Genomic DNA, 25,166 nt, shown 5'->3' with positions numbered 1-25,166 from the left:
TCTAAGAGGGCATGAAATATGGCGGGTATATCAGGGAAAGAGGCGCTGCGGCTGAAGAATAAAGCGAAAAAAAGCCGGATGGCGACGCGAAAGCGTCTTATCCGGCCTACAAACGTTACGTCACGTAGGCCGGATAAGGTGTTCACACCGCCATCCGGCAAACTTTTCAGGTGTTATTTATCGCTGTCTTTCTGGATCTTCTTGATGATATTTGTCGTGGAGCAGCCATCTTCGAAGTTCAGCACCAGCACTTCACCGCCGTTCGCCCACACCTCTTCACTACCCGCAATCTGTTCCGGCTTATAGTCGCCGCCTTTGACCAGCAGATCCGGCAGAATGCCAGCAATCAGACGCTGCGGCGTATCTTCTTCAAAAGAGACCACCCAGTCGACGGATTCCAGCGCGCCCAGTACGATCATACGCTGTTCCAGCGGGTTGACCGGACGCGTTTCACCTTTCAGACGTTTGGTCGAAGCATCGCTGTTGACCGCCACGATCAGGCGATCGCCCAGCTTGCGCGCATTCGCCAGATAGGAAACGTGGCCCGCATGCAGGATGTCGAACACGCCGTTGGTCATTACCACTTTCTCGCCGCGCTTGCGGGCGCTGGCAACGGCCTGTTTCAGCTCAGATTCGCTCATCACGCCAAAGCCAGTATCGGCCCGACCGCGCACGGCGTTTTCCAGTTCAATCGGAGAAACGGTAGAGGTCCCCAGCTTACCGACGACAACACCGGCTGCGGCGTTAGCAAAATAGCACGCCTCTTCCAGTGAGTTACCCGCCGCCAGCGTCGCCGCCAGCACGCCGATAACCGTATCGCCTGCACCGGTCACGTCATACACTTCCTGCGCCTGCGTCGGCATATGCAGCGGCGATTTTCCCGGCTGCAGCAACGTCATCCCCTGCTCGGAGCGCGTGATCAGCAGTGCGGAAAGGTCGAAATCAGCGATCACTTTCATGCCGCGTTCAACCAGTTCATCTTCGCTTTTGCACTTGCCCGCCACCGCTTCAAACTCAGACAGGTTCGGCGTCAGCAGCGTTGCGCCACGGTAGCGTTCAAAATCGGTTCCTTTCGGATCGATAAGCACCGGCACCCCAGCCTTACGCGCCAGAGCAATCATCTGCTGCACGCTTGCCAATGCACCTTTGGCGTAGTCGGAGAGCACCAGAGCGCCGATAGAACCCAGCGCCTGATTAATACGCTCGTGCAGAGGCTGCGGATCTACGCCTTCAAAACCTTCTTCGAAATCCAGGCGAATCAGCTGCTGGTTGCGGGAAAGCACGCGCAGTTTGGTGATCGTCGGATGGGTCGGCACGGAAACGAAATCGCATTTTACGTTCACATCCGCCAGCGTTTTGCTCAGCGCACGCGCCGCGTCGTCAATACCGGTCAGGCCCACCAGACGCGAATTCGCTCCCAGAGAGGCAATGTTCATCGCCACGTTTGCTGCGCCACCGGGACGTTCTTCGATGGTATCGACCTTCACCACCGGAACCGGCGCTTCAGGTGAAATACGGCTGGTAGGACCGTACCAGTAGCGATCCAGCATCACATCACCGACAACCATGACTCCTGCACGTTCAAACTCTGGCAGCGTTACTTTCATTCCTGTCTCCTGAGAGATTCTCTGAGGGTCTTAAAATTTGCGCGCGATAATAGCACACTTCACTCGGCAACCAGCCACTTCCGCCAGCTGTCACGCACCAGCGTACGTTCAGCGTCAAAGTGCTCCAGCGCCACATGGCCTGGAAGTTCCTGCAACGCAAGATGATGAAGTTCATCACGCAACGTCGTATAAGCACGGGTAAGCGCCAGCGCTTCCTGCTCGTCCATAATGTCGTTTTGCGCCAGTAATTCCAGAATGCGCACGTTATCCGACCAGCGCGTCAGCTTCGGTTTTTCATGCGCATAGCGCAGCACCAGATACTGCGTAATAAACTCAATATCTGTGATGCCGCCTTCATCCGCTTTGATATCAAAACGATCGCGATGCTTATTACCCAAATGGGCACGCATTTTCTCACGCATTTCGCGCACCTCGGTCTGCAAGGTTTTCCCATCACGGACGAGGGTCATGATATCGCGACGAATCGCATCAAACTGAGAGGTCAACTGCGGGTCGCCGTACACTACGCGAGCACGCACCAGAGCCTGATGCTCCCATGTCCAGGCTTCGTTACGCTGATAATCGGCAAAAGCGTCAGCTGATGTCACCAGCATCCCCGCCGCTCCTGACGGACGCAAACGCGCATCCACTTCGTACAAAATACCGGACGAAGTACGGGTACTAAAGAGGTGCATAATGCGCTGCGCCAGACGCAGATAGAACTGTCGCCCGTCAATCTCACGCTCACCGTCCGTCATCACGTCCATCGGACAGTCATGCAGGAAGATCAAATCGAGATCCGAGCTGTAACCCAACTCCCAACCGCCCAGTTTGCCATAGCCGACGACGGCAAAACCACGCCCCTCGCGTTCGCTAAGATGAGTGGGTTGACCGTAGCGCGCGACCATCTGCGTCCACGCCTGCTGGACTACCGCATCAATAATAGCTTCCGCCAGCCAGGTTAAATGATCGCTCACCTTCATCACCGGCAGCGTACCGGCGATATCAGCCGCAGCAATACGCAGTAGCTGCGTTTGCTTAAACTGGCGCAGAGCCTCAAGTTGCTGCTCTTCGTCATCTTCCGGCACGCGCAGCAAATACTGGCGCAGCTCATCACGGTAAGCATCCGTCGCGGTAGGTTGATACAGGGTGTTCGGATCCAGCAGTTCATCGAGCAACAGCGGATACCGCGCCAGCTGGCTGGCGACCATCGGCGAGGCCGCACAGAGCGAAATCAGATGCTTCAGCGCCCCGGGGAATTCGCTCAGCAGTTCCAGATAGGTCGTACGGGTAACAATCCCCACCAGCAGAGGGGTAATGCGCGATAGCGGGACTGAGGCATCGTCACGCGTACAGACATCGCTCAGCAGATGCGGCATTAAATGATCCAGCACCTGGCGTCCGCGTGGGCCAATGGTGCGTTTATCCAGCTCTTTGCGGAAATCAGCAATCAGAGACAGCACGCGCCGGCGATCGTCATCCGCCAGATGCGTCAGCACCGGCGTGGTGTCATCTTCCTGTAAGGCGTCCTGCCACAGTTCGCGCCACTGTTCTGAGAGCGACTCTTCCTGGCTTTCAGCTTCGTCATCGCCAATCAGCTCGTTAAATACCCGGCGCACGTTGTCCATATGATTGGCCAGCACATCAGTTAATTGCTGCCAGTCATCAACGTTCATCCCCCACGCCAGCCGCGCGCGATTCAGTTCATCGCCTGGCAGCGTTTGGGTCTGTTCATCATTGATGCTTTGCAGCAGGTTTTCCAGGCGGCGTAAATAGAGATAGGCTGCTCGCAGTTGTTCCGTATCGGTATCAGACAGCAGGTGCAGCGCATTGATGGCACTCAGCGTCGGTAACAGCGAGCGGGATTGCAGCGATGGTTCACGCCCGCCGCGAATCAGCTGGAATACCTGTACGATAAATTCGATTTCACGAATACCGCCCGCCCCCAGCTTGATGTTGTCTTTCAGGCCACGGCGGCGCACTTCTCGGGCAATCATCCCTTTCATGTTACGCAGCGACTGGATCACGCTGAAATCAATATAGCGACGGAAAACAAAAGGCCGCAGCATGGCACGAAGTTCGCTGACGTAAGTGCCGTCGGCATCGCCCATAATGCGGGCTTTGACCATCGCATAGCGTTCCCAGTCGCGCCCTTGCTCCTGGTAATAATCCTCCAGCGCAGAGAAGCTCAGTACCAACGGACCGCTGTCGCCAAACGGGCGTAAACGCATATCCACCCGATAGACAAACCCATCCATTGTGGGCTGATCTAATACCTTGATGAGCCGCTGGCCCATACGGGTAAAGAACTGGGCGTTATCCAGCTCGCGGCGCCCGCCCTGTGTGCTGCCGTGCTCCGGCCAGGCAAAAATCAGATCGATATCGGAGGAAAAATTCAGCTCGCCGCCGCCCAGTTTCCCCATGCCTAAAATCAGCAGCGGCTGCGCCACACCTTCAGGATTACAGGGCGTACCCCATTCGCGACAGCAGGCAGCGTATAACCAGTCGCGCGCGGCGACGATCAACGTTTCAGCCAGATGGCTTAGCTGCTGCAAAATACTCTCTTCGGTCACCAGCGACAGCGTCTGCGCCCAGGCGATACGCACCATAATGCGACGGCGAAACAGGCGTAACTCACGCATCAGCGTGTTTTCATCACTAACGTCAGCCAATGTTTGCTGTAACCAGTCGGCATAGTGTTGCCATTCATCCGCCAGGGGTGGAGCGCTTTCCAGCTCAGCCAGCCATTCGGGATGGGCAATAATGCTGTCACGGACAAAATCGCTGAATGTAAGTACTGACTTCGCCTGAACGCTAAGCGAGGACTCAGATATTGCTGCTGACAGCCGCTCAACAACGGTCGGCCAGTACTGCTGTAACGGTGAAGAGAGCTGCTTCATTTACGGGTTATCCTTTGAATGGTGCCGGATGCGTCTTTTCGCCTTATCCGGCCTACATGACAGTTACACACATCGCGTAGGCCTGATAAGCGCAGCGCCATCAGGCATCCCGGCCTCGGCCCTGATTATCGTTTTCCGCTGTGCAGCCAGAACGGTTCCAGTGCAATTGCCTCGTTACGGAAGTGTTCAATTTCAATATATTGGTTGGCCGCAATGGCGTGGCGCAAACCCTGCCAGTTGGCGATCCATTCTGATGCGACATTTTCGTCGTAGTATCCCGCCAGCATCAGCATGCTATCAATGTTGCGCGTCAAACGAGGAAGCTGATCGGCGTACTGATCGCCCAGCGGCTGCGCAAAAGCGGTCTTCAGCTCAGCGGCATGGCGTGAAAGATGGGTATCAGAGAAACGCTTAAAGGAGTCGGCAATTTTTCCCTGCGCCTTCGCATCAAGGAACGGCTGCCATCCTTTGGTCACCAGCCATTCGGTCAGCGCCAGCTTGGCCATTGCCGTTTGCGTGCTGTAAACCGCCGAAACAGCAGAAACGTCCGACGAAATGATCGCTTCCGACTGGGTCAACAAATCACGTAAGTGAGCGCTCGCTTTTCGCGGCACATTACCGCCAAACAGCATCAGAATGTGACGCACCAGGCCCATAGCCGCCAGCACCTCGGCTTTCGCCCCTTTAACGCCGCGCACCCACAGCTCTTCATGGTACTGCCACTGTGATAATGCCAGCTCCAGCGCCGCTTCCAGCCCCTGCTCAATACTCGCTTTCGCCGGAACTTTCAAAATGCGTGTCGGCTTAAGTTCGCGCGGCGCATTCCCCTGAGCCAGGTGATAACCGCGCGCTGCTTTGCTCAAGCTACCCTGGCGTAAACCGGTTTGCGAAACCAGCTGGTTTGCCAGCTTCAGTACCGCACGGGTATCGCCGCTTAGCAGTTCAAGTTCAAGCTCACAGATAGGTTCTGCAAACTCGCCCGCTTTCACCTCCCCCAGATCGAGGGCAATTTCAATCCGGCTGCCATCAACATCAACCAACCATTTCTCACGGTAAAAATCGGTGCTGAACAACGGCTGCACTTGAGAAGCAAGTTCAGCAGGCTGCTCGCCATCAGGCCAGACTTCCGTTGGGAACAAGGTGAGGTCCAGCTCAGGCGCGTTTAGCGCAACGTTATATTCCGGCCGTTGGTGCAGTCCGCCCGTCACGCGTCCGGCAATTTTCATGGTCATTTCGTAATGACCATTTTCACCGCGAATACGCAGCCCCATATCGTGACCACGCAACCACGCATCCGGTGTTTCGTAGTAGATATTCAGCAACTGGCTGGGCGCATGATGCTCTCCCCCCAGCGTATTCAGACGTTCACGTAGCGCATCTACAGCGTCATTATTGACGATAAATTTTAATTCGATTTCCTGGGCCATGGTCTTGTACTTATGGGTTATGTCACAGTTGAGAAAACTGACTGCGAACTAAGTTCGTTATTTATGGTCAGTAGATAGTATTTTGCGCCAAATTGCCATGCAACGAGCAATTTGACGGGCGTAAAAGTTTCGAGTGGTGGCAAAAAGGACACAGATGATTCCGATTGATGTCGAATGCTTTGCGTAGAGACACTGATGCCACTACTATCGTTCCACTTTCTATGACAATAACGACAGCCTGATGCCAAAATTACGCCTGATTGGATTAACTTTACTCGCACTTAGCGCCACTGCAGTCTCTCATGCCGAAGAAAAGCGCTATGTCTCTGACGAACTGAACACCTGGGTCCGCAGCGGTCCGGGAGATAATTATCGCCTCGTGGGTACGGTTAACGCCGGCGAGGAAGTCACGCTATTACAGACCGATGCCAACACTAACTACGGCCAGGTGAAAGACAGCACCGGACGTACCGCCTGGATCCCACTGAAAGAGCTGAACAGTACGCCGAGCCTGCGTACCCGCGTTCCCGACCTGGAAAACCAGGTTAAGACCTTGACCGATAAGCTCAATAATATCGATACCACGTGGAACCAGCGCACCGCTGATATGCAGCAAAAGGTAGCGCAAAGCGACAGCGTGATCGACGGGCTGAAACAAGAAAACCAGAAGCTGAAAAACGAGCTTATCGTGGCGCAAAAGAAGGTCAGCGCAGCCAACCTTCAGCTTGATGACAAACAGCGCACCATCATCATGCAGTGGTTTATGTACGGTGGCGGCGTGTTGGGTCTTGGTCTGCTGCTCGGCCTGGTTCTGCCACACATGATCCCAAGCCGTAAACGCAAAGATCGCTGGATGAACTGAATCGCCTTCTCCGCCACACTGACATATGATTAAGGGATCATAGTTTTCAAAAGGAAAGTGGCGTGAAGATTTATCTGGTCGGTGGTGCTGTTCGGGATGCGTTATTAGGGCTACCGATTAAAGATAAAGATTGGGTTGTTGTTGGCGCCACGCCGCAAGAGATGCTCGACGCGGGCTACCAGCAGGTAGGCCGCGATTTTCCCGTGTTTCTGCATCCGCAAACCCGCGAAGAGTATGCGCTGGCGCGTACCGAACGTAAGTCAGGCTCGGGGTATACCGGGTTCACCTGCTATGCCGCCGCAGATGTCACGCTGGAGGCCGATCTTCAGCGTCGTGACCTGACCATCAACGCAATCGCCCGCGATGACGACGGGGAGATTATCGACCCGTATAACGGACGCGACGATCTGGAAAACCGTCTGCTGCGCCATGTTTCATCTGCCTTTAGCGAAGATCCGCTGCGCGTGCTGCGCGTGGCGCGCTTTGCTGCCCGCTATGCGCACCTTGGTTTTCGTATTGCTGACGAAACCATGACGCTGATGCGTGACATGACCACCGCTGGTGAACTGGAGCATCTGACACCAGAGCGGGTGTGGAAAGAAACCGAAGGCGCATTAACCACCCGTAACCCACAGGTATTTTTCCAGGTCCTGCGCGACTGCGACGCACTGCGCGTCCTGTTTCCGGAAGTGGATGCTTTGTTTGGCGTTCCAGCCCCCGCGCAGTGGCATCCGGAAATCGACACCGGCATTCACACGCTGATGACGCTGTCGATGGCAGCCATGTTAAGTCCGGAAGTCGACGTGCGTTTTGCTACGCTGTGCCACGATCTTGGCAAGGCATTGACGCCTAAAGCGCTGTGGCCGCGCCATCACGGCCACGGTCCGGCAGGTGTTAAGCTTGTCGAACAATTGTGCCAGCGCCTGCGCGTGCCGAATGACATCCGTGATTTAGCCAAACTGGTTTCCGAGTTCCACGACCTCATTCATACCTTCCCGATCCTGCAGCCGAAAACCATCGTTAAGCTGTTTGATTCCATCGATGCCTGGCGCAAACCGCAGCGCGTGGAGCAAATCGCCCTCACCAGCGAGGCTGATGTGCGTGGGCGAACCGGTTTTGAAGCGGCAGATTATCCGCAAGGCAGACTGTTGCGCGAAGCCTGGCAGGTTGCGCAGGCGGTGCCAACGAAAGACGTGGTTGAAGCTGGATTCAAAGGTCAGGCAATTCGTGAAGAACTGACCCGGCGTCGCATCGCGGCGGTAGCCAGTTGGAAGGAGCAGCGTTGCCCGAAAGCGTAGACACTGCGTTGCCGGATGCGCTGTACTTATCCGATCTACAGGTTCGAAACGGATATAACCCGTAGGCCGGATAAGGCAGAACGCCGCCATCCGGCACCACGGTAAGTCATCAGAAGAACACGACGTAAACGGCAGCCGCCACAATAAAGCGGTAAATCGCAAACGGAATGAACGAGATGCGTTTAATCAGTTGCAGGAAGGTTTTGATCGCCACCAGCGCCACGATAAACGCCGTCACAAATCCGACTGCAAACATCGGGATATCTGATGCGCTGAGGAAAGACCAGCTCTTGTAGAGATCCAGCGCCGTCGCGCCCATCATCATCGGTACGGCCAGCAGGAAGGAGAATTCAGAGGCCGCGTAACGACTCACGCCCATCAGCATGCCGCCAGAAATCGTCGCCCCGGAGCGAGAAAAACCCGGCCACAGCGCCAGACACTGGAAACAGCCAATCATAAACGCCTGGCGATAGGTCATATCATCCAGACCCGGCGCACGCGGTTCTTTCGGCTTCAGGCATTCTGCGGCAATCAGCAGTACACCACCCACCACCAGCGCATACATCACGTTGATCGGGTTAAACAGCGATTTGATGGTGTCGTGGAAGATTAGCCCCAGTACCACGGCTGGAATCATCCCCAACAGGATATGTCCCAGCGTCAACCGACCTTTGCCAGTGCCTTCATGCGGAGCCTTGCCGAAGTGAATGCCGATCAAGCCAAACAGACGTCGCCAGAACATCACCACCACCGCCAGAATAGAGCCCAGCTGAATCACCACTTCAAATGTTTTTGCAGTGTCACCCTCAAAACCCAATAAGTGGCCAACAATAATCATATGGCCAGTACTGGAAACGGGTAAAAATTCCGTCAATCCTTCGACCACACCCAAAATTGCCGCCACCAGCAGCGAGTGCATATCACTCATTAATAAACCCCTAGATAGAGAAACCACGGCAAAAAAGAGCCGACGAAAGGACCCTTTTATACCCGTTTGTTTTAGAAATTATTAAATTAATTATTTTCTTTCAGATTATTGCCACGCTCAATGATAACCCCGACGTTCGCCGCACGGGCTACCGCGCCAGGTTTACTGAGTTTGATCCGTACCCAGGGAGAATTAAAGCGGCTAAGCAGCAGATCCGCCACCTCTTCCGCAACCCGTTCTACCAGCGCAAAGCGCCCACCTTCCACATGATTAACAACCGTTTGAGCAATATCAGCATAGCTCAGGCAATCAGCCACATCATCGCTTTTAGCCGATTTGCGGTTATCCCATGCCATTTCGATATCGAACACCAACCGTTGTTCGATCGTTTGTTCCCAGTCGTAAACACCAATAGTGGTGATTACAGAAAGTTGCTCTATAAATACAATATCCATCACGACCTGCCTGCTTTTTGGCTAACCCGGATACCACTTCCGGCGAAATATGCGTATTATCCACAGAAGTAGCGTTTTACACGACATTTTCAAAACGGAACAGCTTATGAGTGCAATCGCGCCTGGAATGATTATCTTCGCGTACCTCTGTGGCTCAATTTCCAGTGCTATTCTGGTATGCCGCCTTGCTGGATTGCCGGACCCGCGCGACAGCGGCTCTGGGAATCCGGGCGCGACAAACGTGCTGCGCATCGGTGGCAAGGGAGCCGCCGTCGCGGTACTGATTTTCGACGTCCTGAAAGGTATGTTACCCGTCTGGGGTGCCTATGCGCTAGGCGTCAGCCCCTTCTGGCTGGGATTGATCGCAATCGCCGCCTGTCTGGGCCACATTTGGCCGGTGTTCTTCGGCTTTAAAGGTGGGAAAGGCGTTGCCACCGCTTTTGGCGCGATTGCGCCAATTGGTTGGGACTTAACTGGCGTGATGGCAGGGACCTGGCTGCTGACCGTCCTGTTGAGCGGCTACTCGTCGTTAGGCGCTATCGTCAGCGCGTTGATCGCCCCTTTTTACGTCTGGTGGTTCAATCCCCAGTTCACTTTCCCCGTGTCCATGCTGTCGTGCTTAATTCTGCTTCGTCACCATGACAACATTCAGCGTCTGTGGCGTCGTCAGGAGCCGAAGATCTGGACCAAGCTGAAGAAAAAACGCGAACGAGACCCCGAGTGATTTTATTGTCGGATAGCGACGCAACGGCGTCTTATCCGGCGTGGGGGATGTGATACCCCTCCACCGGTTTGCCTAATCGGTTTTGACACCACGTCGCCAGAAATTCCACGCACACGCGCAGCTTCACGCTGCGATACAGCGGCTCCTGATAAACCGCCCAGATATTAGCGCTCTGCGCATAGTCCGGCAGCACACGCACCAGTTCACCGCTGGCCAGAAACGGCTGCACATCCCATTCAGAACGCAGCATGATCCCTTTTCCCTGTAGCGCCCACTGCAACACAATCTCACCGCTGTTAGAGGAAAGATGTCCCGCCACCTTGACCGACTTTTTCTCCTGACCATTGTCCAGTTCCCACACCCCGTGAGTCATATCGCGTTCTTTGGTGACCAGACAATCATGACGACTTAATTCCTGTAACGTCATCGGCTCACCGTATTTTTGTAAATACGGTGGGGCCGCACACAATATTCTTTTGTTTTTCGTTAACAAATGCGCAATATAATAATCCGGTATCTCGTCATTAATACGAATATCCAAATCGATATTATCCTGCGCCAAATCAATTTGCCGATCGTAAAGCTCAAAATGCACCTGTAATTCAGGGTAGCTATGCATCAATTCGGTAATTGCCGGTGCAATATAACTGCGCCCAAAGCCAAAACTACAGCCGATACGAATCATCCCTGCCGGGCGCGTTTTGAGTTGCGTGACGTCATCGACCAGATGCTGATAGCCCGCGAGGATCGCCTGCGCATGTTCATAGCAACGTTGACCACTCTCCGTGAGCGCTACACCACGCGCTGAGCGGCTTAGCAGCGTCGTCCCCAGCGTGGACTCTAGGATCTGAATGCGTTTTGTCACAAACGCCGGCGTTTGCCCCAGCGTCGCGGCGGCGGCGCTGAAGCTGCCGCTATGCACAATTTCAACCAACACCTGCAGGTCTTTCGCAAGGGGATACGTGTTCAGCATGATCGGTCTATCCGTAATGTTGTTCACCGCAGTGTAATTCTCTCATGCGTCTTAAACCCTGCCTTTGCGCAATTTTTATTGCCTTATCCGGACATCATTCACGAACTGTTAATTAGATATTCACAGTGGCAAATAATATTAATCCACATTTTTAGTGGTAGTTTGTGGCGGAGAATTTATTTCCAGATAAATAAAAGAACTGGAGTTAACAAGATGAGCAATCAAAATAACCAAAATGCGATAAATACGCTGACGAACATTGTCGCTGATTTTACCGCCATGATTTCTACCCGCATGCCCGATGACGTCGTGGATAAATTAAAACAGCTGCGTGAAGGCGAAACCTCGCCGATGGGTAAAATCATCTACCACACCATGTTTGACAACATGCAGAAAGCTATCGACCTGAACCGCCCAGCCTGTCAGGACACCGGCGAGATTATGTTCTTCGTGAAGGTCGGTTCCCGTTTTCCGCTCCTCGGCGAACTGCAAAGCATTCTGAAGCAGGCCGTTGAAGACGCCACGGTAAAAGCGCCGCTGCGCCATAACGCGGTCGAGATTTTTGACGAAGTGAATACCGGCAAAAATACAGGTACCGGTGTGCCGTGGGTCACCTGGGACATCATCCCTGATAACGATGACGCGGAAATCGAAGTCTACATGGCAGGTGGCGGCTGTACGCTGCCGGGACGCTCGAAAGTGTTAATGCCTTCTGAGGGCTACGAAGGTGTGGTGAAATTTGTTTTTGAAAATATCTCCACGCTGGCAGTCAACGCCTGTCCGCCAGTGCTGGTGGGCGTAGGTATTGCCACCTCCGTAGAAACCGCCGCCGTTCTTTCTCGTAAAGCGGTGCTGCGCCCTATCGGCTCACGTCATCCGAATCCGAAAGCGGCCGAACTGGAACTGCGTCTGGAAGAAGGACTTAACCGTCTGGGCATTGGTCCGCAAGGATTGACCGGTAATAGCTCGGTGATGGGTGTGCATATCGAATCCGCTGCGCGCCACCCGTCGACTATCGGCGTTGCCGTCTCTACTGGCTGCTGGGCCCACCGTCGCGGCACGCTGTTGGTTCATGCTGACCTCTCCTTCGAAAACCTGTCTCACACCCGGAGCGCGTTATGAAAAAGATCCTCACAACCCCGATCAAAGCCGAAGATCTGGCAGACATTCGCGTTGGCGATGTCATTTACCTGACCGGTACGCTGGTGACCTGCCGTGACGTTTGCCACCGCCGCCTGATCGAACTGAAGCGCCCGATTCCTTATGACCTGAACGGCAAAGCCATTTTCCACGCAGGCCCGATCGTACGTAAGAACGGTGAAAAATGGGAAATGGTTTCCGTCGGCCCAACCACCAGCATGCGTATGGAAGCGTTTGAGAAAGACTTTATCGAACAGACTGGCGTCAAACTGGTGGTCGGCAAGGGCGGCATGGGACCGCTGACGGAAGAAAGTTGCAAGCAGTTTAAAGCGCTGCACGTCATCTTCCCGGCAGGCTGCGCGGTCGTGGCGGCAACCCAGGTTGAGGAGATCGAAGAGGTGCACTGGACGGAACTCGGCATGCCGGAGTCCCTGTGGGTGTGTCGGGTAAAAGAGTTCGGCCCGCTGATCGTTTCCATCGATACCCACGGCAATAACCTGATCGCTGAAAACAAAAAGCTGTTCGCTGAACGTCGCGACCCTATCGTCGATGAAATCTGCGAGCACGTGCATTACATCAAATAACCCTCCCGGAGAGGCGCCACGCCTCTCCCCTTTCGTAGGGATACAACAATGGCACCTTTAGCTGGTTGGTGGCGATACCTGGCTCCGCTGGTGGTCATCGCCATTATTGCTGTTCTACCCGTCCCCACCGGTCTTGAGAGCCACACCTGGCTCTATTTTGCCGTCTTTACCGGTGTGATTGTCGGGCTTATTCTGGAACCTGTACCGGGCGCGGTAGTGGCGATGATTGGCATTTCGATCATCGCCGTCCTTTCTCCGTGGCTGCTGTTCAGCCCGGAGCAACTCGCGCAGGACGGTTTTAAATTTACCGCCAAATCGTTGTCGTGGGCGGTATCTGGCTTTTCAAACTCGGTCATCTGGCTGATCTTCGCGGCCTTTATGTTTGGCACGGGCTATGAGAAAACCGGACTCGGTCGGCGAATCGCGCTGATGCTGGTGAAAAAGATGGGGCATAGGACGCTGTTTCTCGGCTATGCGGTGATGTTCTCCGAACTTATCCTCGCTCCCGTCACACCTTCCAACTCCGCCCGTGGGGCCGGAATAATCTACCCGATTATCCGCAACCTGCCGCCGCTGTATAACTCACAACCCAATAGCGACAGTTCACGCTCTATTGGCTCGTACATCATGTGGATGGGCATTGTCGCTGACTGCGTTACCAGCGCCATTTTCTTAACGGCAATGGCGCCGAACCTGCTGTTGATCGGTCTGATGAAAGGCGCATCCCACACCGCGCTGAGCTGGGGTGACTGGTTCTTAGGCATGCTGCCGCTGAGCATTTTACTGGTGCTGATCGTGCCGTGGCTGGCGTACGTGTTATATCCACCGGAGCTGAAATCCGGCGATCAGGTTCCACGCTGGGCGGATACTGAACTAAAAGCGATGGGACCGCTCTGCGCTCGCGAGAAAAAGATGCTGGTGCTGATGGTCGGCGCGCTGGTGCTGTGGATCTTCGGCGGCGATTATATTGACGCCGCGATGGTCGGATACAGCGTGGTGGCGTTGATGCTGGTACTGCGCATCATTAGCTGGGATGACATCGTCAGCAATAAAGCCGCATGGAACGTCTTTTTCTGGCTGGCCTCGCTGATCACGCTGGCCACCGGGCTCAATAACACCGGTTTTATTACCTGGTTCGGCAAGCTGCTGGCAAACGGGCTGAGCGGTTATTCCCCGATGATGGTGATGGTAGCACTGATCGTGGTGTTCTATCTGCTGCGTTACTTCTTTGCCAGCGCCACAGCCTATACCTCCGCCCTCGCACCGATGATGATTGCCGCCGCGCTGGCGATGCCGGAAATCCCGCTACCGGTCTTCTGCCTGATGGTCGGCGCCGCTATTGGTCTGGGCAGCATTCTGACCCCGTACGCCACCGGCCCTAGCCCTATCTACTACGGCAGCGGCTATTTACCAACGGTAGATTACTGGCGACTCGGTGCTATTTTTGGCCTGATTTTCCTCGTGCTACTGGTGATTACCGGTCTGGTCTGGATGCCCCTCGTTTTACTGTAAAACCCTGGTGGGGCGGCGTATTGTCGCCCCTTTATCCATAAGCTTCTCATATGATCGATTTCCCGACGCGCTGAGGCATACTTTTTTGTATGCAAACACCCTCATGCTGATAGGGGAAACGCTCTGGACACGGTTGCGCACGAGACACTCACACGGGGCTGGCAGGCCGAACTGGATCTGCATTTTACCTGCACCGGGCACAAAACGGTGCTCGCCTCGGCGCGTCATCATGGTCCATTGACGGTTCAACGCCCGTTTTACCCGGAAGAGGACGTATGCCATCTCTATTTACTTCATCCGCCGGCGGGGATCGTCGGCGGGGATGAGCTCCATATCGCCGTAACGCTCGACGAAAACAGCCACGCGTTAATCACCCAGCCTGGCGCGGGAAAGTTTTACCGCAGCCGTGGACCGCAGGCATTACTGCGCCAGCATTTTACCCTCACTCCTCACGCGACGCTGGAGTGGTTGCCGCAGGATACGATCCTCTTTCCCGGCGCCAACGCCGCTATTCAGACCGTCTTTCATCTGACATCCGCAAGCCGCCTGCTGGCCTGGGATCTGCTATGTCTTGGCCGACCGGTTATGCAGGAGACCTTCAATTACGGCACGCTGCAAAACCGCCTGGAAGTATGGCGAGATGGGCAGCCACTGCTGATAGAACGCTTGCAGTTGCAGGAGGGGAATCTGAGCGGCGTCGCACATCATCCCTGGGTCGGCACGTTGCTGTGTTATCCGGCCAGCGAACATATGCTCGAGGGCACGCGGGAGCGGCTTACGGCGCTTGGCGATTACGCCGGGGCAACGCTTAACGATTCGTTGCTGACAATCCGTTTTCTTGCGAACGACAATCTGATCGTTGTGCGCGTTATGCGTGACATCTGGCAATTCCTGCGCCCGCTGCTGACGCACAAAGCACCCGTACTACCGCGAATCTGGCAAACCTAAGAGACCCCTTATGGAACTGACCCCCAGAGAAAAAGACAAGCTGTTGCTATTTACCGCCGCGCTGGTGGCGGAACGTCGCCTGGCCCGCGGGCTGAAGCTGAACTACCCGGAATCGGTGGCGCTAATTAGTGCTTTCATCATGGAAGGGGCGCGGGACGGGCAAACCGTGGCCGCGCTGATGGAAGACGGGCGTCACGTCCTGCGCCGCGATCAGGTGATGGAAGGCGTACCGGAGATGATCCCGGATATTCAGGTTGAAGCCACATTTCCGGACGGATCGAAGCTGGTCACTGTCCACAACCCGATCGTCTAAGGAGCGGCAATGATCCCAGGTGAATATCAGATTGCAAAAGGCATTATTGCGCTTAATCAGGGGCGGGAGATCTGCACGATCGTGGTGGAAAATCATGGCGACAGACCCATCCAGGTGGGATCGCACTATCACTTTTACGAAGTAAACCCGGCGCTGCGCTTTGACAGGCTGGCCGCACGCGGCTTTCGTCTGAACATTGCTGCGGGCACTGCGGTGCGTTTTGAGCCAGGACAAAAACGCGAAGTCGAACTGGTGCGAGTTGCTGGTGCACAAAGGATCGTGGGTTTTCACAGCGAAGTGATGGGCGCACTGGAGGCAGATAATGAGTGACATTTCCCGGCAGGCGTACGCCGACATGTTTGGCCCAACCACCGGCGATAAAGTGCGCCTGGCGGATACCGACCTGTGGATCGAGGTGGAACAAGACTTCACCACCTACGGCGAAGAGGTCAAATTCGGCGGCGGAAAAGTGATCCGCGACGGCATGGGCCAGGGACAAATGCGCGCCGATGCATGCGTGGATCTGGTGATAACCAACGCGCTGATCGTCGATCACTGGGGGATCGTGAAAGCGGATATCGGCATCAAAAACGGCAGGATCTTCGCCATCGGCAAAGCAGGTAATCCCGATATTCAACCCAACGTCACGATCCCGATAGGCGTGGGAACTGAAGTCATTGCCGGGGAAGGCAAGATCGTCACCGCGGGCGGCGTGGATACGCATATTCACTGGATTTGCCCACAGCAGGCGCAGGAGGCGCTGGTTTCTGGCGTGACGACGATGATCGGCGGCGGCACCGGTCCGGCGGCAGGCACTCACGCCACCACCTGCACGCCGGGCCCCTGGTTCATCGCGCGCATGCTGCAGGCGGCAGACACGTTACCGGTTAACATCGGTTTGCTGGGCAAAGGCAATGGTTCAAACCCTGACGCCCTGCGCGAGCAAATCAGCGCGGGCGCAATTGGCCTGAAAATCCATGAAGACTGGGGCGCCACGCCTGCCGCTATCGACTGCGCGCTGACTGTGGCCGACGAGATGGACATCCAGGTCGCGCTGCATAGCGATACGCTCAACGAGTCCGGATTCGTTGAAGATACGCTGGCGGCGATTGGCGATCGCACCATTCATACTTTTCACACTGAAGGCGCGGGCGGCGGCCATGCGCCGGATATCATCACCGCCTGCGCGCATCCGAATATTCTGCCCTCCTCCACGAATCCGACGCTGCCCTATACCGTCAACACCATCGACGAGCATCTCGACATGCTGATGGTTTGCCACCACCTCGATCCGGATATCGCCGAAGACGTGGCCTTTGCCGAATCCCGCATTCGCCGGGAAACAATCGCTGCCGAAGATGTGCTGCATGACATTGGCGCGTTTTCCCTAACCTCGTCCGATTCACAGGCGATGGGGCGCGTGGGCGAAGTGATCCTGCGTACCTGGCAGGTGGCGCACCGCATGAAGGTTCAGCGTGGCCCGTTGGCAGAAGAAACCGGTGACAACGACAACCTGCGCGTTAAACGCTACGTCGCCAAATACACCATCAACCCGGCATTAACCCACGGTATCGCCCATGAAGTCGGCTCCGTTGAGCCTGGCAAACTGGCCGATCTGGTGCTGTGGTCGCCCGCCTTTTTTGGCGTAAAACCGGCGACGATCGTCAAGGGAGGGATGATTGCCTGCGCGCCAATGGGCGATATCAACGCCTCGATCCCCACCCCGCAGCCAGTGCATTACCGCATGATGTTCGGCGCGCTTGGCGCAGCGCGGCACCACACCCGGCTGACCTTTATTTCGCAGGCCGCTGACGCGCAAAACATCCCGCAGCAGCTCAATCTGCAAAGCGCTATCGCCGTCGTCAAAGGCTGCCGGACGGTGAAAAAGGTCGACATGATCCACAACGGCCTGCAACCCAATATCACCGTCGATGCTCAGACTTACGAGGTGCGTATTGATGGCGAACTTATCACCAGCGAACCGGCAGATGTTTTGCCGATGGCGCAACGCTATTTTCTGTTTTGAGGAGTAACGATGATCTATCTGACCCAACGCCTTGACCACGCTCACCGCGTTACTGCAAGCGTCACGCTGCCCATTGATGTCCGGGTAAAAAGTCGCGCCAGGGTAGCACTGAACGACGGTCGCGAAGCCGGGCTAATGCTACCGCGTGGTTTGCTGCTGCGCGGTGGCGATCTGCTAAGTACCGAAGATGGCAGCGAAGTGATCGAAGTGATCGCCGCACCGGAGTCGGTTTCCGTGGTGCGCTGCGCCAATCCTTTCCTGCTCGCCAAAGCCTGTTATCACCTCGGTAATCGCCACGTTCCGCTGCAAATCCTGCCTGATGAACTGCGTTACCATCACGATCATGTGCTGGACGACATGCTGCGCCAGTTCAACCTTGAGGTGACATTCGCCCAGTTGCCGTTTGAACCTGAAGCAGGCGCTTATGCCAGTGAATCACACGGGCATCACCATGGTCATGCGCACTGATGCATAACAGCCAACAGCTACGTCTGATGCAGCTCGCCAGCAGCGCGCTCCCGGTAGGGTCATTTACCTGGTCCCAGGGTCTGGAATGGGCGGTGGAAATCGGCTGGGTGAAAAGCGTCGATGACTTCTCTGCCTGGCAAATCCAGCAGATGGAGCAGAACTTTTTTACCGTTGACCTACCGCTGCTGGCGAGACTGTATCGCGCCTGTGAGCTGGACGATCTCGACGCAGCACGCCGCTGGAGCGCTTACCTGCTGGCCTGTCGCGAAACCCGCGAACTGCGGGATGAAGAACGCAGTCGGGGTGCGGCGTTTACGCGGCTGGTCACCGACTGGGAGTCGGATTGCTCGCGAGAATGGCGCACCCTCTTTGTCGACAGCCAACTCTGCGGCATGGCCTGGCTGGGCGTGCGCTGGAAAATTCCACTGACGGAGCTGGCGTTAAGCCTCGGCTACAGCTGGATTGAGAGCGCTGTCATGGCTGGCGTCAAGCTGGTTCCTTTTGGACAACAGGCGGCCCAGCGTTTGATTATTGCGCTCTGCGATCGCTATGCGCAGGGTTTGGCACAGGCGCTGACGTGTCCTGACACCAGCCTCGGCTCCGCAACGCCGTTGGCCGCTATCGCGTCTGCCCGGCATGAAACCCAATATTCCCGATTATTCCGCTCCTGAGGAGAAAAAATGAGTAACTACAAGCATCCCCTGCGTGTGGGCGTTGGCGGCCCGGTTGGCTCCGGCAAAACGGCGCTGCTGGAAGCGTTATGCAAAGCCATGCGCAGCAGCTATCAGTTGGCGGTGGTGACCAACGATATCTACACCAAAGAAGATCAGCGCATTCTCACCGAGGCGGGCGCACTGGAGCCAGAGAGGATCGTCGGCGTGGAAACCGGTGGCTGCCCGCATACCGCCATCCGCGAAGATGCGTCGATGAATCTGGCCGCCGTAGAAGCGCTGAGCGAGAAATTCGGCAATCTGGATCTGATTTTTGTGGAAAGCGGCGGCGATAACCTGAGCGCCACCTTCAGCCCGGAACTCGCGGATCTGACGATCTATGTGATCGATGTTGCTGAAGGCGAGAAGATCCCGCGTAAAGGTGGTCCGGGGATCACCAAATCCGATTTTCTGGTGATCAATAAAACCGATCTTGCCCCTTACGTCGGCGCATCGCTGGAGGTGATGGAGCGCGATACTTTGCGCATGCGCGGCGAGCGTCCATGGACGTTTAGTAATTTAAAATCTGGAGAAGGCCTGGAAAAAATTATCGCGTTTCTGGAAGAGAAAGGAATGTTGCGGATGTAGTGAGAGCTATCGCCGGGCGGCGGATTCGCCTGACCCGGTCTACGGTTTTGTAAGCCCGGTAAACGCAGCGCCACCGGGCAAAAAAAACTTATGCTGCCGGTAATTCCGCCAGCGGCCAGCGTGGGCGCACGGTCACGCCAAGATCCGCCGTTGCACCCGCTTTAAAGCGCACCATGCCCGCGTAGGCGATCATCGCCCCGTTATCGGTACAAAATTCCGGACGCGCGTAAAACACTTCGCCACGACGTTTTTGCATCATCTCGGCCAGTTTTGCGCGCAGCGTACGGTTCGCACTCACGCCCCCCGCCATCACCAGACGTTTAAAACCGGTTTGATCCAGCGCGCGTTTGCACTTGATCATCAGCGTATCAACTACCGCGTCTTCAAACGCACGGGCGATATCAGCGCGGGTCTGATCGTCATTTTCGTTATTACGAATGGTATTCGCAGCGAAGGTTTTCAAACCTGAGAAGCTGAAATCCAGCCCCGGACGGTCAGTCATCGGACGCGGGAAGACAAAACGTTTTTCAACGCCTTGTGATGCCAGCTTTGACAGCAAAGGGCCACCAGGATAATCCAATCCCAGCAGCTTGGCGGTTTTGTCGAACGCTTCACCGGCAGCATCATCAATCGATTCGCCCAGCAATTCATACTGACCGATACCGGTGACGCTGATCAGCTGCGTGTGACCGCCGGAAACCAGCAGCGCGACGAACGGGAACGCAGGGGGATTATCTTCCAGCATTGGCGCGAGCAGATGCCCTTCCATGTGGTGCACAGGAATTGCCGGTACGCCCCAGGCGAACGCCAGCGAACGTCCTACGGTTGCGCCAACCAGCAGCGCGCCAACCAAACCAGGACCTGCGGTATACGCTACCGCATCAATCTCTTTTGCCGTCAGTCCCGCTTCTTTCAGCGCGGCCTGGATCAACGGTACGGTTTTACGTACGTGATCGCGCGAGGCCAGTTCTGGCACCACGCCGCCGTAGTCAGCATGTAATTTCACCTGACTATACAATTGGTTGGCTAAAAGACCTTTTTCATCGTCGTAAATGGCGATGCCGGTTTCATCGCAGGATGTTTCAATACCCAGTACACGCATGACTTGTTTTACCTCGCTCTATTACCGCGCAGTGTAGGACCAATGCGGGTTGATGTAAAACTTTGTTCGCCCCAGGAGTTTCGCTCGTGTATACTCCTTGTCCTTATAAAAGTCCCTTTCAAAATCGCGTCGGTGCTTTACAAAGCAGCAGCAATTGCAGTAAAATTCCGCACCATTTTGAAATAAGCTGGCGTTGATGCCAGCGGCAAACCGAATTTATTAAAGGTGAGAGTTACATGCCGGTAATTAAAGTACGTGAAAACGAGCCGTTCGACGTAGCACTGCGTCGCTTCAAGCGTTCATGCGAAAAAGCAGGTGTTCTGGCGGAAGTTCGTCGTCGTGAGTTCTATGAAAAACCGACTACCGAACGTAAGCGCGCTAAAGCTTCTGCTGTGAAACGTCACGCGAAGAAACTGGCTCGCGAAAACGCACGCCGTACTCGTCTGTACTAATCCATTGAGAGCCAAAGCTCTCAATTCAGACTGAGTTGTAGTTGTAAGGCCGTGCTTCCGGAAGGAATGCGCGGCTTATTTTCGTTTATACACGTCATCATTCAAGCTGCCTCAGTGTTGGCTGCAGTCGCTCACCCCAGTCACGTACTGCTGTACGCTCCTGAGGATTCGCTTCCTTGCCGCCTTGATGCATCCTGAATGATTTTGTGTATATGAGTCATCAAAAAACAGGGGCTTATGGCTGGACGAATTCCTCGCGTTTTTATCAATGACCTGCTGGCAAGAACCGACATCGTCGATCTCATCGACGCGCGGGTAAAGCTGAAAAAGCAGGGCAAAAATTATCACGCGTGCTGTCCGTTCCATAACGAAAAAACCCCCTCTTTCACCGTAAACGGTGAAAAACAGTTTTATCACTGCTTTGGGTGTGGCGCGCATGGCAACGCCGTCGACTTTCTCATGAACTACGACAAGCTCGAGTTTGTGGAAACCGTCGAAGAACTGGCCGCAATGCACAACCTTGAAGTGCCCTATGAAGCAGGCAGTGGCCCCAGTCAGATAGAGCGCCATCAACGGCAAAGCCTTTATCAATTGATGGACGGCCTGAACACTTTTTATCAACAGTCTTTGATGCAGCCCGCCGCTACCCCTGCGCGCCAGTACCTGGAAAAGCGAGGATTAAGTAGCGACGTTATCACCCGTTTTGCTATTGGTTTTGCGCCCCCCGGCTGGGACAACGTCCTGAAACGGTTTGGCGGCAATGCTGAGAATCGCAAATCGCTGGTCGATGCGGGGATGTTGGTCACCAACGATCAGGGACGCAGTTACGATCGCTTCCGCGAACGGGTGATGTTCCCCATTCGCGACAAACGTGGTCGGGTCATTGGTTTTGGTGGACGCGTGCTGGGCGATGCCCTGCCGAAATATCTGAACTCCCCGGAAACCGATATTTTCCATAAAGGCCGCCAGTTGTATGGCCTTTATGAAGCCCAGCAGGATAACGCCGATCCACAGCGCCTGTTAGTGGTAGAAGGCTATATGGATGTGGTGGCGCTGGCGCAATACGGCATTAACTACGCCGTGGCATCCCTAGGGACGTCAACTACTGCCGATCACATCCAACTGTTGTTCCGCGCGACGAACAACGTAATTTGCTGTTACGACGGCGACCGTGCCGGACGCGACGCAGCATGGCGCGCACTGGAAACCGCACTGCCCTATATGACAGACGGACGCCAGCTACGCTTCATGTTTTTACCTGACGGCGAAGACCCCGATACGCTGGTGCGTAAAGAAGGGAAAGAGGCCTTTGAAGCCCGGATGGAGCAGGCGCTGCCGCTCTCCGCGTTTTTATTTAACAGCCTGCTGCCGCAGGTGGATTTGAGTACCCCGGACGGACGCGCACAGCTCAGTACGCTGGCATTACCTCTGATTACTCAGGTACCAGGCGAAACGTTGCGCATTTACCTGCGACAGGAGTTGGGGAACAAGCTCGGCATTCTGGATGACAGCCAGCTTGAACGTTTAATGCCTAAACTGGCAGAAAATGGGGCTTCCCGCCCTGTTCCACAGCTAAAACGTACGACCATGCGTATACTTATAGGGCTGCTGGTACAGAACCCGGGCCTCGCCCCGCTGGTTCCACCGTTAGGCGCACTGGATAGTAATAAGCTGCCTGGACTTGGCTTATTCAGAGAACTGGTCAACACTTGTCTGGCTCAGCCAGGTCTGACCACCGGGCAACTTTTAGAACACTACCGTGGCACAAATGATGCTGCGACCCTTGAAAAACTGTCGATGTGGGACGATATAGCAGATAAAGATATCGCGGAAAAAACCTTCACCGACTCACTCAACCATATGTTTGATTCGATGCTTGAACTGCGCCAGGAAGAGTTGATAGCTCGTGAGCGCACACACGGTTTAAGCAGCGAAGAACGCCGGGAACTCTGGACACTGAACCAGGAACTGGCCAAGAAATAAGAGAAAGACAAAACAAAGACAAAATCATTCGCGTTGTATCAAGGCAGCAAGTGAACGAACGCCTGGGAGTGTACATAAGTACATGACCAGGAAGAGAGAACGCAGCTAACGCAGAGACAACGTGAAAGATGAAGTATTTAACGGCTTAACTGCCGAATATCGATCGGGAAGCCCCCGACAGCCGCACGGAGAGGCAGCGGCAAAATATAAGTATGCCCTCGTTTTGCCGTTGGCGGTTTTACCGCCCAACACCAATCAAACGAATTAAGTGTGGATACCGTCTTATGGAGCAAAACCCGCAGTCACAGCTGAAGCTTCTTGTCCAACGTGGTAAGGAGCAAGGCTATCTGACCTATGCCGAGGTCAATGACCATCTGCCGGAAGATATCGTCGATTCAGATCAAATCGAAGACATCATCCAAATGATCAATGACATGGGTATTCAGGTGATGGAAGAAGCACCTGATGCCGATGATCTGCTGCTTGCTGAAACCTCCAACAGCACCGATGAAGACGCGGAAGAAGCGGCTGCCCAGGTTCTGTCCAGCGTTGAGTCCGAAATCGGTCGTACGACTGACCCGGTCCGCATGTACATGCGTGAAATGGGTACCGTTGAACTGTTAACCCGCGAAGGCGAAATCGACATCGCTAAACGCATCGAAGACGGGATTAACCAGGTTCAATGCTCCGTTGCCGAATACCCGGAAGCTATCACCTACCTGCTTGAGCAGTACGATCGCGTAGAAGCTGAAGAAGCACGTCTTTCCGATCTGATCACTGGCTTTGTCGATCCAAATGCGGAAGAAGACATGGCGCCAACGGCGACCCACGTCGGTTCTGAACTCTCTCAGGAAGAGATGGATGACGATGAAGATGAAGATGAAGAAGATGGCGACGACGACAGCAGCGATGATGACAACAGCATCGACCCTGAGTTAGCGCGTGAAAAATTCGGTGAACTGCGTACTCAGTACGAAATCACTCGCGACACCATCAAAGCGAAAGGCCGCAGCCATGCTGCCGCACAGGAAGAAATTCAGAAGCTGTCTGAAGTGTTCAAACAGTTCCGCCTGGTGCCGAAGCAGTTCGACTACCTGGTAAACAGCATGCGCGTCATGATGGACCGCGTGCGTACTCAGGAACGTCTGATCATGAAGCTCTGCGTTGAGCAGTGCAAAATGCCGAAGAAAAACTTCATCACCCTGTTCACTGGCAACGAAACCAGTGAAACCTGGTTCAACGCGGCAATCGCGATGAACAAACCGTGGTCTGAAAAACTGCACGACGTTGCAGATGACGTTCACCGCGGCCTGCAGAAACTGCAGCAGATTGAAGAAGAAACCGGCCTGACCATCGAGCAGGTTAAAGATATCAACCGTCGCATGTCCATCGGTGAAGCGAAAGCCCGCCGTGCGAAAAAAGAGATGGTTGAAGCGAACTTACGTCTGGTTATCTCTATCGCTAAAAAATACACCAACCGTGGCTTGCAGTTCCTGGATCTGATTCAGGAAGGTAACATCGGTCTGATGAAAGCGGTTGATAAGTTTGAATACCGTCGTGGTTACAAGTTCTCCACCTATGCAACCTGGTGGATCCGTCAGGCGATCACCCGTTCGATCGCGGATCAGGCGCGTACCATCCGTATCCCGGTACATATGATTGAGACTATCAACAAGCTCAACCGTATCTCCCGTCAGATGCTGCAAGAGATGGGCCGCGAGCCGACGCCAGAAGAACTGGCTGAGCGCATGCTGATGCCGGAAGACAAGATCCGTAAAGTGCTGAAAATCGCTAAAGAACCTATCTCCATGGAAACGCCAATCGGCGACGATGAAGATTCGCATCTGGGTGATTTCATCGAGGATACCACCCTCGAGCTGCCGCTGGACTCTGCGACCACCGAGAGCCTGCGTGCCGCAACGCACGATGTTCTGGCTGGCCTGACCGCCCGTGAAGCGAAAGTTCTGCGTATGCGCTTCGGTATCGATATGAACACCGACCACACGCTGGAAGAAGTGGGTAAACAGTTCGACGTTACCCGCGAACGTATCCGTCAGATCGAAGCGAAGGCGCTGCGTAAACTGCGCCACCCGAGCCGCTCTGAAGTACTGCGTAGCTTCCTGGACGATTAATCTCGCCGTATAAGTTCAAACGCCACCGCTAGGT

The 25,166-nt window shown here is 54.9% G+C and carries 23 protein-coding genes; 16 read left to right on the top strand and 7 right to left on the bottom strand.

Annotated features, from left to right (window positions below; all coding sequences use genetic code 11):
• Positions 1-173: 173 nt before the first annotated feature.
• The 3 genes from hldE to GHC22_RS03435 all read right to left on the bottom strand — a co-directional run bounded on the left by hldE (position 174) and on the right by GHC22_RS03435 (position 5,934).
• Positions 174-1,607 (bottom strand): bifunctional D-glycero-beta-D-manno-heptose-7-phosphate kinase/D-glycero-beta-D-manno-heptose 1-phosphate adenylyltransferase HldE, encoded by a 1,434-nt coding sequence (gene hldE / locus GHC22_RS03445; protein WP_048215525.1) that lies wholly within the window; start codon positions 1,605-1,607, stop codon positions 174-176.
• Positions 1,608-1,666: 59 nt separating this feature from the next.
• Complete coding sequence (gene glnE, locus GHC22_RS03440) at positions 1,667-4,507, bottom strand: bifunctional [glutamate--ammonia ligase]-adenylyl-L-tyrosine phosphorylase/[glutamate--ammonia-ligase] adenylyltransferase (RefSeq protein WP_153752233.1); 2,841 nt, start codon at positions 4,505-4,507, stop codon at positions 1,667-1,669.
• 125 nt (positions 4,508-4,632) lie between these two features.
• Positions 4,633-5,934, bottom strand: a complete 1,302-nt coding sequence (locus tag GHC22_RS03435) for an inorganic triphosphatase (RefSeq protein ID WP_153752231.1) — start codon at positions 5,932-5,934, stop codon at positions 4,633-4,635.
• Positions 5,935-6,175: 241 nt separating this feature from the next.
• On the opposite strand from GHC22_RS03435, the gene GHC22_RS03430 reads away from it, so the two are divergent.
• Together GHC22_RS03430 and GHC22_RS03425 are read left to right on the top strand one after the other, a co-directional pair.
• Entirely contained in the window at positions 6,176-6,796 is a 621-nt protein-coding gene (locus GHC22_RS03430) for a TIGR04211 family SH3 domain-containing protein (RefSeq protein WP_003828434.1), read from the top strand.
• Positions 6,797-6,858: 62 nt separating this feature from the next.
• On the top strand, positions 6,859-8,094 hold the full coding sequence (locus tag GHC22_RS03425; RefSeq protein WP_048215522.1) for a multifunctional CCA addition/repair protein: 1,236 nt from the start codon (positions 6,859-6,861) through the stop codon (positions 8,092-8,094).
• 109 nt (positions 8,095-8,203) lie between these two features.
• On the opposite strand, the gene bacA is transcribed toward GHC22_RS03425, so the two are convergent.
• Together bacA and folB are read right to left on the bottom strand one after the other, a co-directional pair.
• Positions 8,204-9,022: an undecaprenyl-diphosphate phosphatase gene (gene bacA / locus GHC22_RS03420; RefSeq protein ID WP_003828439.1), complete on the bottom strand. Its 819-nt coding sequence runs from the start codon at positions 9,020-9,022 to the stop codon at positions 8,204-8,206.
• An 86-nt stretch (positions 9,023-9,108) separates the two neighbouring features.
• Entirely contained in the window at positions 9,109-9,477 is a 369-nt protein-coding gene (gene folB, locus GHC22_RS03415) for a bifunctional dihydroneopterin aldolase/7,8-dihydroneopterin epimerase (RefSeq protein WP_003024659.1), read from the bottom strand.
• 106 nt (positions 9,478-9,583) lie between these two features.
• Here folB and plsY point away from each other — a divergent pair, with 106 nt between their 5' ends.
• Positions 9,584-10,201 (top strand): glycerol-3-phosphate 1-O-acyltransferase PlsY, encoded by a 618-nt coding sequence (plsY, locus tag GHC22_RS03410; RefSeq protein WP_003828443.1) that lies wholly within the window; start codon positions 9,584-9,586, stop codon positions 10,199-10,201.
• Between the two features lie 31 nt (positions 10,202-10,232).
• Here the strand turns inward: plsY and GHC22_RS03405 are convergent, their stop codons facing one another.
• Positions 10,233-11,174 (bottom strand): LysR family transcriptional regulator, encoded by a 942-nt coding sequence (locus GHC22_RS03405; RefSeq protein WP_032945042.1) that lies wholly within the window; start codon positions 11,172-11,174, stop codon positions 10,233-10,235.
• Between the two features lie 213 nt (positions 11,175-11,387).
• Between GHC22_RS03405 and ttdA the strand changes: the two genes are divergently transcribed.
• The 10 genes from ttdA (at position 11,388) to ureG (ending at position 19,463) form a co-directional block, all read left to right on the top strand.
• Positions 11,388-12,296 (top strand): L(+)-tartrate dehydratase subunit alpha, encoded by a 909-nt coding sequence (gene ttdA / locus GHC22_RS03400; protein WP_003828445.1) that lies wholly within the window; start codon positions 11,388-11,390, stop codon positions 12,294-12,296.
• A complete protein-coding gene (gene ttdB / locus GHC22_RS03395) occupies positions 12,293-12,898 on the top strand; it encodes a L(+)-tartrate dehydratase subunit beta (protein WP_153752229.1) in 606 nt (201 codons plus the stop codon). The genes ttdA and ttdB overlap by 4 nt, the downstream gene beginning before the upstream one ends.
• 48 nt (positions 12,899-12,946) lie before the next feature.
• Positions 12,947-14,410 carry an anion permease gene (locus GHC22_RS03390; RefSeq protein WP_153752227.1) on the top strand — a complete coding sequence of 488 codons (1,464 nt, stop codon included), beginning with the start codon at positions 12,947-12,949 and terminating at the stop codon, positions 14,408-14,410.
• A gap of 123 nt (positions 14,411-14,533) precedes the next feature.
• Entirely contained in the window at positions 14,534-15,358 is an 825-nt protein-coding gene (locus tag GHC22_RS03385) for an urease accessory protein UreD (RefSeq protein ID WP_208924122.1), read from the top strand.
• A gap of 10 nt (positions 15,359-15,368) precedes the next feature.
• Positions 15,369-15,671 (top strand): urease subunit gamma, encoded by a 303-nt coding sequence (locus GHC22_RS03380; protein ID WP_003024678.1) that lies wholly within the window; start codon positions 15,369-15,371, stop codon positions 15,669-15,671.
• Positions 15,672-15,680: 9 nt separating this feature from the next.
• On the top strand, positions 15,681-16,001 hold the full coding sequence (locus GHC22_RS03375) for an urease subunit beta (RefSeq protein WP_153752223.1): 321 nt from the start codon (positions 15,681-15,683) through the stop codon (positions 15,999-16,001).
• Complete coding sequence (gene ureC, locus GHC22_RS03370; protein WP_153752221.1) at positions 15,994-17,697, top strand: urease subunit alpha; 1,704 nt, start codon at positions 15,994-15,996, stop codon at positions 17,695-17,697. The genes GHC22_RS03375 and ureC overlap by 8 nt, the downstream gene beginning before the upstream one ends.
• Positions 17,698-17,706: 9 nt before the next feature.
• The gene (ureE, locus tag GHC22_RS03365; protein WP_153752220.1) at positions 17,707-18,165 is read left to right on the top strand and encodes an urease accessory protein UreE; all 459 of its coding nucleotides are present in this window, start codon (positions 17,707-17,709) and stop codon (positions 18,163-18,165) included.
• Positions 18,165-18,836, top strand: a complete 672-nt coding sequence (locus tag GHC22_RS03360; protein ID WP_003828461.1) for an urease accessory protein UreF — start codon at positions 18,165-18,167, stop codon at positions 18,834-18,836. The genes ureE and GHC22_RS03360 overlap by 1 nt, the downstream gene beginning before the upstream one ends.
• Positions 18,837-18,845: 9 nt before the next feature.
• Positions 18,846-19,463, top strand: a complete 618-nt coding sequence (ureG, locus tag GHC22_RS03355) for an urease accessory protein UreG (RefSeq protein WP_003828463.1) — start codon at positions 18,846-18,848, stop codon at positions 19,461-19,463.
• 88 nt (positions 19,464-19,551) lie between these two features.
• Here the strand turns inward: ureG and tsaD are convergent, their stop codons facing one another.
• Complete coding sequence (gene tsaD, locus GHC22_RS03350) at positions 19,552-20,565, bottom strand: tRNA (adenosine(37)-N6)-threonylcarbamoyltransferase complex transferase subunit TsaD (protein ID WP_048236797.1); 1,014 nt, start codon at positions 20,563-20,565, stop codon at positions 19,552-19,554.
• 236 nt (positions 20,566-20,801) lie between these two features.
• On the opposite strand from tsaD, the gene rpsU reads away from it, so the two are divergent.
• The 3 genes from rpsU (at position 20,802) to rpoD (ending at position 25,132) form a co-directional block, all read left to right on the top strand.
• Complete coding sequence (rpsU, locus tag GHC22_RS03345) at positions 20,802-21,017, top strand: 30S ribosomal protein S21 (protein ID WP_001144069.1); 216 nt, start codon at positions 20,802-20,804, stop codon at positions 21,015-21,017.
• Between the two features lie 237 nt (positions 21,018-21,254).
• Positions 21,255-23,000, top strand: coding sequence for a DNA primase (gene dnaG, locus GHC22_RS03340; protein WP_003828467.1), 1,746 nt, complete (start codon positions 21,255-21,257; stop codon positions 22,998-23,000).
• A gap of 284 nt (positions 23,001-23,284) precedes the next feature.
• Positions 23,285-25,132 carry an RNA polymerase sigma factor RpoD gene (rpoD, locus tag GHC22_RS03335; protein WP_003024699.1) on the top strand — a complete coding sequence of 616 codons (1,848 nt, stop codon included), beginning with the start codon at positions 23,285-23,287 and terminating at the stop codon, positions 25,130-25,132.
• Positions 25,133-25,166 lie beyond the last annotated feature (34 nt).

It is taken from the genome of Citrobacter sp. H12-3-2 (assembly GCF_009649895.1).
Taxonomy (GTDB): Bacteria; Pseudomonadota; Gammaproteobacteria; order Enterobacterales; family Enterobacteriaceae; genus Citrobacter; species Citrobacter portucalensis.
Note: the sequence above shows the minus strand (reverse complement) of the source record. Positions and strands in the feature narration are given on the sequence as shown.

Excerpts from the sequence above, each read along its gene's own strand:
- plsY (WP_003828443.1), top strand. The coding sequence starts at position 9,584 with ATGAGTGCAATCGCGCCTGGAATGATTATCTTCGCGTACCTCTGTGGC.
- GHC22_RS03375 (WP_153752223.1), top strand. The coding sequence starts at position 15,681 with ATGATCCCAGGTGAATATCAGATTGCAAAAGGCATTATTGCGCTTAAT.
- GHC22_RS03360 (WP_003828461.1), top strand. The coding sequence starts at position 18,165 with ATGCATAACAGCCAACAGCTACGTCTGATGCAGCTCGCCAGCAGCGCG.
- rpsU (WP_001144069.1), top strand. The coding sequence starts at position 20,802 with ATGCCGGTAATTAAAGTACGTGAAAACGAGCCGTTCGACGTAGCACTG.
- ureE (WP_153752220.1), top strand. The coding sequence starts at position 17,707 with ATGATCTATCTGACCCAACGCCTTGACCACGCTCACCGCGTTACTGCA.
- ttdA (WP_003828445.1), top strand. The coding sequence starts at position 11,388 with ATGAGCAATCAAAATAACCAAAATGCGATAAATACGCTGACGAACATT.
- ureG (WP_003828463.1), top strand. The coding sequence starts at position 18,846 with ATGAGTAACTACAAGCATCCCCTGCGTGTGGGCGTTGGCGGCCCGGTT.
- bacA (WP_003828439.1), bottom strand. The coding sequence starts at position 9,022 with ATGAGTGATATGCACTCGCTGCTGGTGGCGGCAATTTTGGGTGTGGTC.
- GHC22_RS03430 (WP_003828434.1), top strand. The coding sequence starts at position 6,176 with ATGCCAAAATTACGCCTGATTGGATTAACTTTACTCGCACTTAGCGCC.
- hldE (WP_048215525.1), bottom strand. The coding sequence starts at position 1,607 with ATGAAAGTAACGCTGCCAGAGTTTGAACGTGCAGGAGTCATGGTTGTC.
- folB (WP_003024659.1), bottom strand. The coding sequence starts at position 9,477 with ATGGATATTGTATTTATAGAGCAACTTTCTGTAATCACCACTATTGGT.
- GHC22_RS03380 (WP_003024678.1), top strand. The coding sequence starts at position 15,369 with ATGGAACTGACCCCCAGAGAAAAAGACAAGCTGTTGCTATTTACCGCC.
- ttdB (WP_153752229.1), top strand. The coding sequence starts at position 12,293 with ATGAAAAAGATCCTCACAACCCCGATCAAAGCCGAAGATCTGGCAGAC.
- ureC (WP_153752221.1), top strand. The coding sequence starts at position 15,994 with ATGAGTGACATTTCCCGGCAGGCGTACGCCGACATGTTTGGCCCAACC.
- tsaD (WP_048236797.1), bottom strand. The coding sequence starts at position 20,565 with ATGCGTGTACTGGGTATTGAAACATCCTGCGATGAAACCGGCATCGCC.
- GHC22_RS03390 (WP_153752227.1), top strand. The coding sequence starts at position 12,947 with ATGGCACCTTTAGCTGGTTGGTGGCGATACCTGGCTCCGCTGGTGGTC.
- glnE (WP_153752233.1), bottom strand. The coding sequence starts at position 4,507 with ATGAAGCAGCTCTCTTCACCGTTACAGCAGTACTGGCCGACCGTTGTT.
- GHC22_RS03405 (WP_032945042.1), bottom strand. The coding sequence starts at position 11,174 with ATGCTGAACACGTATCCCCTTGCGAAAGACCTGCAGGTGTTGGTTGAA.
- rpoD (WP_003024699.1), top strand. The coding sequence starts at position 23,285 with ATGGAGCAAAACCCGCAGTCACAGCTGAAGCTTCTTGTCCAACGTGGT.
- dnaG (WP_003828467.1), top strand. The coding sequence starts at position 21,255 with ATGGCTGGACGAATTCCTCGCGTTTTTATCAATGACCTGCTGGCAAGA.
- GHC22_RS03435 (WP_153752231.1), bottom strand. The coding sequence starts at position 5,934 with ATGGCCCAGGAAATCGAATTAAAATTTATCGTCAATAATGACGCTGTA.